This is a genomic window from Sulfurivirga sp., assembly GCF_015490265.1.
Classification (GTDB): domain Bacteria; phylum Pseudomonadota; class Gammaproteobacteria; order Thiomicrospirales; family Thiomicrospiraceae; genus Sulfurivirga.
In genome coordinates, this window is sequence record NZ_WFYD01000071.1 from 1 (window position 1) to 6,066 (window position 6,066).

Consider the following 6,066-nt stretch of genomic DNA (forward strand, 5'->3'; position numbering starts at 1 on the left):
CGCTCATCCACAAGGCGCTGACCACCCCCGTGGGCCAGCCGCTCAATGAGGACAGCGAGCAGTGGTTCGGCCTTGCCACCCGCTTCATCAACCAGCTCAAGGGGCTGGAAGACCGTATCGAGCAGCAGCTGATCAGCCGGGCGCGGCAGGTGCGTGGCGAGGCGGTCTCCTCCATGACCATCGCGGCCGTGTCACTGGTGGTGCTGATCCTCATCTCCGGCGTTCTGGCATGGCTGATCATCCGCAGCATACAGCGCAGCCTCAACGCCATGTGGCAGGCGGCCAACACCATCTCCACCAATGCGGATCTCACCTACCGTCTGCCCGTCCACGGTCGGGACGAGCTGGGGCAGATGGCAGAAGCCATCAACGGCATGCTCGCGCACATGCAGCAGCTGCTGCGCGAGGTGCTGCAGATCGCCCATGACGTGGACGCTTCCAGCGGCACTCTGGCCAGAACCGCCGATGTGACCCAGCAGACCATGCAGTCTCAGTACGCCGCCATTCAGGACATCTACCAGGCCATTCATGAAATGGCCAATGCGGTCATGGCCATCGCCGAACAGCTTGAAACCGTGAAGGATCAGGCTCAGACGGCCTATGCCGAAGGGCAGGACGCTGAAGAGGACACCCGCGCCTCGGCAAAGGCGATCGAAAGCCTGGCGGGCGAGGTGGAGCAGACCGCACGGGTGGTCAGCCGCGTGGAGGAGGAGAGCGGCCGCATCGCCAGCGTGGTGGACATGATCAACGACATCTCCGAGCAGACCAATCTGCTGGCGCTCAACGCCGCCATCGAAGCGGCCCGTGCCGGCGAGCACGGCCGCGGCTTCGCCGTGGTGGCGGACGAGGTGCGCTCTCTGGCGGTGCGCACTCAGCAGTCTACGGAGGAAATTCAGAAGATCATCACCGGCCTGACCAGCGAGACGGCCCGTGCCAGCGGTGCCATTGGCCATGCCCGGACCATGGCGGAAGAGAGCGTTCAGCAGATCGACGCTATCAAGCAGGCGTTGCACGCCATTCTCGAAGCCATGGAGAAGACGGTCACCGCCAACGAGGAAAGCGCTACACTTGGCAAGCATCAGGCCGAACGGGCCGAGGCGGCGCGCACCAGCGCCGAGCGGGTGCAGGCGCTGGCGGAGGAGACCCAGAAACGCACGGAGGAGGTCTCCGCCGCTTCCCATCAGCTCAAGAAGGTGGCGGACCTGCTTCAGGCCAAGGTCAACCAGTTCAAGATCTGAGCCAGCTCTATAGCGCGCCGGTCACTTCCCGGGCTTGTCGTATGGATGGCACGGGGGCAGCTTGGAAAAATATCGGTTCAGGTCAGATTAGGGCGAAAAGATGAAGCATCGGTTGGTGCGCCTGTGGTTGGGTATCTGTCTGGCGGAAATCATGCTGATGCTGCTGGTGGAGGTGGCGGGGTGGCTGCATGTCCATCTCAGCGGTGACCCCTCGGCAGGGGATGGCTACGGCTTCACCATGGCCTTTTTCTGGATGGTCATTTCGGCCCCTTGGCCAATGCTGGCACCGATTGAATGGTTTGAAAATCACTTCTGGGCGCTGTTTGTCGGTGGAGCATTGCTCAACAGCCTGCTGCTGGCCGTGGCTATCCTGCTGGTGCGTACCCTGTGGCGGCGGGCATGCCGGTCATGAGAAGGTGGACGGCAGCGGAGATGCAGGCCTGGGCACGGCGGGCATCCTCCGTGCCTGTTCAGATGCTGGAGCGGACCGGCTCCACCTCCGCCTGGCTGAAGGAAAACCCGCCCGATGCGCCCACGCTCGCCATTGCATGGGCACAGACCGCCGGCTATGGCCAGCAGGGGCGCGTGTGGCGCATGCGTCCGGGACAGGATCTGGCCTTTTCCCTGTTCATGCCCAGGTCGGGACCGGTGCCACCGGCGCTGACGCCGTGGCTGGCCTTCCATCTGCGCGAGCAGCTGCAGCGCTGGACGGCAGCACCCCTGTGGCACAAATGGCCCAATGACCTGTATGTGCCGGCCGGCAAGGTGAGCGGGACGCTGGTGGAGCGGGTGCGGGACGGGTTGATCATCGGCACCGGCATCAACTGGTGGGGTGAGCCGGCGCAGGGCGCAGGTCTGGGCGCGTCCGCGCCACCGTGGGCGTTTCTCGATGAGTGGGTGAGCTGGCTGCTGGAGGCAGTGCCTGCCTTTACGACGGCCGCCTGGCAGAAGGTATTGCCCCGCTGGAGCGATCACGACCGCTTCGCCCCGCGCCAGCCGGTGCGGCTCTCCGACGGGCGCGAGGCGGTCTATCTGGGGCCGGATGGCGAAGGCCGCCTGCAGCTGTGGCTGGATGGCAGGCTGGAGCGTCTCAGCAGCGGTGGCCTATCCGTGGTAGAGCCAGCCGGGCAGCCAGGTGGCCAGTTGCGGCCACAGGGCGAGGATGACCAGCATCAGCAGCTGTAGGCCGATGAATGGCACCGCCCCGCGGTAGATGTCGGCCGTCTCCACCTCTTTCGGCGCCACCCCGCGCAGGTAGAACAGCGCAAAGCCGAACGGCGGGGTGAGAAAGGAGGTCTGCAGCACCATGGCGATCATCACCCCCAGCCAGATGGGGTCCAGCCCCATCATCAGCAGGATGGGCGCCACGATGGGAATGACCACGTAGGTGATCTCAATGAAGTCGAGGAAGAAGCCCAGCACGAACAGCACCGCCAGCACCAGCAGCATGGCGGTGAAGGCGCCGCCCGGCAGCTGATGGAGCCATTCGCGCACCACATCATCCCCGCCCAGCCCGCGGAACACCAGCGAGAAGAAGGCCGCGCCGATGAAGATGACGAAGATCATGCTGGTGGTGGTGAGCGTATCCTGCACCGCCGCTCTGAGGCGGGCGAAGGTCAGCTGCCGCTTGAACGCGGCCAGCGCCAGCGCGCCCACCGCACCCACGGCGGCGGACTCGGTCGGGGTGGCGTAGCCGGCCAGAATGGAGCCCAGCACCAGCACGATCAGGGCCAGAGGCGGGATCAGGCTGGTGATGACCCGGCGCAGCAGGGCGGGGGTGATCTCCGTGCGGTGGCGTGCCGGCAGCCACTGGGGGCGCACGAAGCTCATCACCACCACATAGGTGATGTAGAGACCCACCAGCATCAGGCCGGGAATGAAGGCGCCGGCGAACAGATCGCCCACCGACACCGGCTCCGGCGCGAAGTTGCCCTGCGCCAGTTGCGCCTGCTGCCAGGCGTTGGAGATCACATCTCCCAGCAGAATCAGCACGATCGACGGCGGGATGATCTGACCCAGTGTGCCGGAGGCGGTGATCACGCCGGTGGCCAGCCGGGCGTCATAGCCCTGCCGCAGCATGGTGGGCAGCGCCAGCACGCCCATGGTGATCACCGTGGCGCCCACGATGCCGGTGCTGGCCGCCAGCAGCATGCCCACCAGAATCACCGCCAGCGCCAGCCCGCCGCGCACATTGCTCATCACTTCGCTCAGGGTGGTGAGCAGGTCGTCGCTGACGCGGCTCTTTTCCAGAATCAGCCCCATGAGGACGAACAGGGGCACCGCCAGCAGCGTTTCATTGCTCATGATGCCCCAGATGCGGTTGGGAACGCTGTTGAGAAAGGCCATGTCAAAGGCGCCGAAGGCGGTGGCCGCCAGGGCGAACAGCAGCGACACGCCGCCGAGCACGAAGGCGACCGGAAAGCCGCTCAGCAGTGCGGCGAACACCACGGCAAACAGCACAAGCGCGAGCCACTCCATCACAACGCCTCCCGTTCCAGTTCCGCCTGATCCGGACGCAGTTCACGCCACAGGGGCTCCGCCTCCTCGGGCCGCCGCAGCGTCAGCCACGCCAGCGCCGCCCAGCTCACTCCCTGCAGGATCATCAGCGCCGGCATGATGAGGATCAGCGTCTTGAGCGCCCATACCCACGGCAGGCCGGAGTCCTCCGTGGAGCGCTCGCTGATGGCCCAGCTGGTGGCCACATAGTCCCAGCTCACCCACAGGATGAAAGCGAACATGGGCAGCGCCAGCAGCAGGGTGCCGAGCAGCTCCACCCACGCCTGCCGTCGCCGCGGCCAGTGGGCGTAGAAGATGTCCACCCGCACGTGGGCGTCCTTCAGCCAGGTGTATGCGGCACCCAGCATGAAGGCGGTGGCGTGCAGGTAGAGTTCGCCCTCCTGCAGCGCGATGGAGCCGGTGTTGAAGCCGTAGCGCAGCACCACCACCGCGAAGGTGAGCAGCGCCAGCGCCAGCGTCAGCCAGGCGGCCGCCTGACCCAGGGTGTTCTGAAATCGGTTCTGCCAGCGGATGAAGCCTGTGAGCATGACCGCCTCCCGGTGCAAATCATGCTATTTTAACGGCCATGACCGACCTGCGCATTCAGGTGGCCGTGCCCGGCCCCTTCTACACCCCGCTGACCTATCTGAGCGAGCGGCCGCTGGCGCCGGGGGTGCGCGTGCGCGTGCCGCTGGGGCCGCGCCGGGTGGTGGGCGTGGTGCTGGGGGAGGCGGAGACGGACGATGTGCCGGCGGAGAAGCTCAGGCCGGTGCAGGCGGTGCTCGACAGCGAGCCTGCGCTGGATGCCCACCAGCTGGCGCTGGCCCGCTGGCTGGCGCGCTACTACCACGCGCCCATCGGCGAAGTGGTTCAGCAGATGCTGCCTGTGCCGCTGCGGGCCGGCAAGGCGCTGTGGCAGCGGGGGGAGACCGAGTGGCGTCTCACCGAGGCCGGACGCGGCGCCGATGTGGAGGCGCTGCCGCCACGGGCGGTGCGACAGCGGCGCCTGCTGACCTTTCTGCAGCGGGAGGGGGCGGCCACCGTGAGCCGGCTGCGCGCCTTCATGGAAGACTACCGCGACCCTATGCGCGCGTTGGAACGACGCGGCTGGGTCGCCGCCCGGCAACGCGGCTGTCTGGACGCGCCCACAGAGGCGGTGCGGCGACATGAACTCAATGCCGAACAGCGGGCCATCGTCGAGGCGGTCCCGCGGGAAGGTTTCAGCGCCCATCTGATCGAAGGGGTGACCGGTTCCGGCAAGACGGCGGTCTATCTGGAGCTGGTGGCGCGCACGCTGGCGGTGGGTCGGCAGGCGCTGGTGCTGGTGCCGGAGATCGGGCTGACGCCCCAGATGGTGGCGCGCTTTACCGCCTGGCTGGGCGAGCCGGTGGCGGTGCTCCATTCCGGTCTGTCCGACGGAGCGCGTCACTGCGCCTGGACGCAGCTGGCCCGGGGCGAGGCGCGCGTGGCACTGGGCACCCGCTCGGCGCTGTTGGGGCGCTTCGCCAATCTGGGGCTGATCGTGGTGGACGAAGAGCACGACGCCTCCTACAAGCAGCAGGAAGGCGTGCGCTATTCGGCGCGGGACGCCGCCCTGTGGCTGGCGCACCGGCTGGAGATTCCGGTGGTGCTGGGGTCGGCCACGCCCTCGCTGGAAAGCCTGCAGCGGGCCCGCGGCGGCCGGCTGGTTCATCATCGCCTGACCCGCCGCGCCACCGGCGCCGCCCTGCCGGAGATCGGCCTGCTGGACATCCGCGGCGAGCGCATCGAGGCGGGGGTCTCCGCGCCACTGGCGGCGGCCATGCGAGAGCACCTGACCGATGGCGGTCAGGTGATGCTGATGCTCAACCGCCGTGGCTACGCGCCGGTGCTCATGTGCCATCACTGCGGCTGGCAGGCGGACTGTCCCGCCTGCAGCGCCCACATGACCTACCACGCGCGGCCCGAACAGCTGCGCTGCCATCACTGTGATGCGGTGCGTCCGGTGCCCGAGCGCTGTCCCCACTGTGGCAGCGGTTCGCTGGTGGCGGTGGGACAGGGCACCGCCCGGCTGGAGGAGGTGCTGGCCGAGACCTTCGACGTGCCGGTGGTGCGCATCGACCGGGACAGCACCCGCCGTCGCGGCGCACTGGAGGCGTGTCTGGAGCAGGTGCACGGCGGCGAGCCCATGATCCTGCTGGGCACCCAGATGCTGGCCAAGGGCCATCACTTTCCCGCCGTGACACTGGTGGGCATGTTGGAGCTGGATCAGGGGCTGTTCTCGCCGTATTTCCGCGCCACTGAACGACTGGCCCAGCTGGTGATCCAGACCGCCGGCCGCGCCGGTCGGGAA

General features: G+C 67.5%; 6 protein-coding genes. 4 read left to right on the forward strand and 2 right to left on the reverse strand.

Annotation, left to right across the window (positions count from 1 at the left end):
* The 3 genes from F8K16_RS05140 to F8K16_RS05150 form a co-directional block, all read left to right on the forward strand.
* Positions 1-1,238: methyl-accepting chemotaxis protein (locus tag F8K16_RS05140; protein ID WP_294947867.1), on the forward strand; the 1,238-nt coding region annotated here is incomplete at its 5' end.
* Between the two features lie 100 nt (positions 1,239-1,338).
* Complete coding sequence (locus F8K16_RS05145) at positions 1,339-1,650, forward strand: hypothetical protein (protein WP_294947870.1); 312 nt, start codon at positions 1,339-1,341, stop codon at positions 1,648-1,650.
* Positions 1,647-2,423, forward strand: coding sequence for a hypothetical protein (locus tag F8K16_RS05150; RefSeq protein WP_294947872.1), 777 nt, complete (start codon positions 1,647-1,649; stop codon positions 2,421-2,423). Before F8K16_RS05145 ends, F8K16_RS05150 begins: the two co-directional genes overlap by 4 nt.
* On the opposite strand, the gene F8K16_RS05155 is transcribed toward F8K16_RS05150, so the two are convergent.
* Both F8K16_RS05155 and F8K16_RS05160 read right to left on the reverse strand, forming a co-directional pair.
* Positions 2,343-3,716, reverse strand: a complete 1,374-nt coding sequence (locus tag F8K16_RS05155) for a TRAP transporter large permease subunit (protein WP_294947875.1) — start codon at positions 3,714-3,716, stop codon at positions 2,343-2,345. The genes F8K16_RS05150 and F8K16_RS05155 overlap by 81 nt on opposite strands.
* On the reverse strand, positions 3,716-4,282 hold the full coding sequence (locus tag F8K16_RS05160) for a TRAP transporter small permease subunit (protein ID WP_294947877.1): 567 nt from the start codon (positions 4,280-4,282) through the stop codon (positions 3,716-3,718). The genes F8K16_RS05155 and F8K16_RS05160 overlap by 1 nt, the downstream gene beginning before the upstream one ends.
* Before the next feature lie 38 nt (positions 4,283-4,320).
* Here F8K16_RS05160 and priA point away from each other — a divergent pair.
* Positions 4,321-6,066, forward strand: a 1,746-nt coding sequence (gene priA / locus F8K16_RS05165; protein WP_294947880.1) for a primosomal protein N', incomplete at its 3' end; no start/stop codon positions are given.

Coding starts and splice junctions, on each gene's coding strand:
- F8K16_RS05160 (WP_294947877.1), bottom strand. CDS start 4,282: ATGCTCACAGGCTTCATCCGCTGGCAGAACCGATTTCAGAACACCCTG.
- F8K16_RS05155 (WP_294947875.1), bottom strand. CDS start 3,716: ATGGAGTGGCTCGCGCTTGTGCTGTTTGCCGTGGTGTTCGCCGCACTG.
- F8K16_RS05145 (WP_294947870.1), top strand. CDS start 1,339: ATGAAGCATCGGTTGGTGCGCCTGTGGTTGGGTATCTGTCTGGCGGAA.
- F8K16_RS05150 (WP_294947872.1), top strand. CDS start 1,647: ATGAGAAGGTGGACGGCAGCGGAGATGCAGGCCTGGGCACGGCGGGCA.